This is a genomic window from Streptomyces sp. NPDC054887 (assembly GCF_053610585.1).
Genome location: NZ_JBSGYQ010000148.1, coordinates 1 through 1415, shown reverse-complemented (window position 1 = coordinate 1415; position 1415 = coordinate 1). Strand labels below are relative to the sequence as shown.

General features: G+C 55.7%; 1 rRNA gene. It reads right to left on the bottom strand.

The features are described from left to right. Window positions 1-22 precede the first annotated feature (22 nt). A 23S ribosomal RNA gene (locus tag ACWGH0_RS34675) occupies window positions 23-1415 on the bottom strand; the annotation flags it as partial.

The following is a 1415-nucleotide window of genomic DNA, read 5'->3' as shown; positions in this document are numbered from 1 at the left end:
AACACAGTGGACGCGAGCAACTGAGGACAAGCCCTCGGCCTATTAGTACCAGTCAGCTCCACCCGTTACCGGGCTTCCACATCTGGCCTATCAACCCAGTCGTCTACTGGGAGCCTTAACCCCTCAAAGGGGGTGGGAACACTCATCTCGAAGCAGGCTTCCCGCTTAGATGCTTTCAGCGGTTATCCTTTCCGAACGTAGCCAACCAGCCATGCCCTTGGCAGGACAACTGGCACACCAGAGGTTCGTCCGTCCCGGTCCTCTCGTACTAGGGACAGCCCTTCTCAATATTCCTACGCGCGCAGAGGATAGGGACCGAACTGTCTCACGACGTTCTAAACCCAGCTCGCGTACCGCTTTAATGGGCGAACAGCCCAACCCTTGGGACCGACTCCAGCCCCAGGATGCGACGAGCCGACATCGAGGTGCCAAACCATCCCGTCGATATGGACTCTTGGGGAAGATCAGCCTGTTATCCCCGGGGTACCTTTTATCCGTTGAGCGACAGCGCTTCCACAAGCCACTGCCGGATCACTAGTCCCGACTTTCGTCCCTGCTCGACCCGTCGGTCTCACAGTCAAGCTCCCTTGTGCACTTACACTCAACACCTGATTGCCAACCAGGCTGAGGGAACCTTTGGGCGCCTCCGTTACTCTTTAGGAGGCAACCGCCCCAGTTAAACTACCCATCAGACACTGTCCCTGATCCGGATCACGGACCGAGGTTAGACATCCAGCACGACCAGAGTGGTATTTCAAGATTGACTCCACACACACTGGCGTGCATGCTTCACAGTCTCCCACCTATCCTACACAAGCCGAACCGAACACCAATATCAAACTGTAGTAAAGGTCCCGGGGTCTTTCCGTCCTTCTGCGCGAAACGAGCATCTTTACTCGTAGTGCAATTTCACCGGGCCTATGGTTGAGACAGTCGAGAAGTCGTTACGCCATTCGTGCAGGTCGGAACTTACCCGACAAGGAATTTCGCTACCTTAGGATGGTTATAGTTACCACCGCCGTTTACTGGCGCTTAAGTTCTCAGCTTCGCACGCCCGAAAGCGCACTAACCGGTCCCCTTAACGTTCCAGCACCGGGCAGGCGTCAGTCCGTATACATCGCCTTACGGCTTCGCACGGACCTGTGTTTTTAGTAAACAGTCGCTTCTCGCTGGTCTCTGCGGCCACCCCCAGCTCACGGAGTAAATCCGATCACCAGTGATGGCCCCCCTTCTCCCGAAGTTACGGGGGCATTTTGCCGAGTTCCTTAACCATAGTTCACCCGAACGCCTCGGTATTCTCTACCTGACCACCTGAGTCGGTTTAGGGTACGGGCCGCCATGAAACTCGCTAGAGGCTTTTCTCGACAGCATAGGATCATCCACTTCACCACAATCGGCTCGGCATCAGGTCTCAG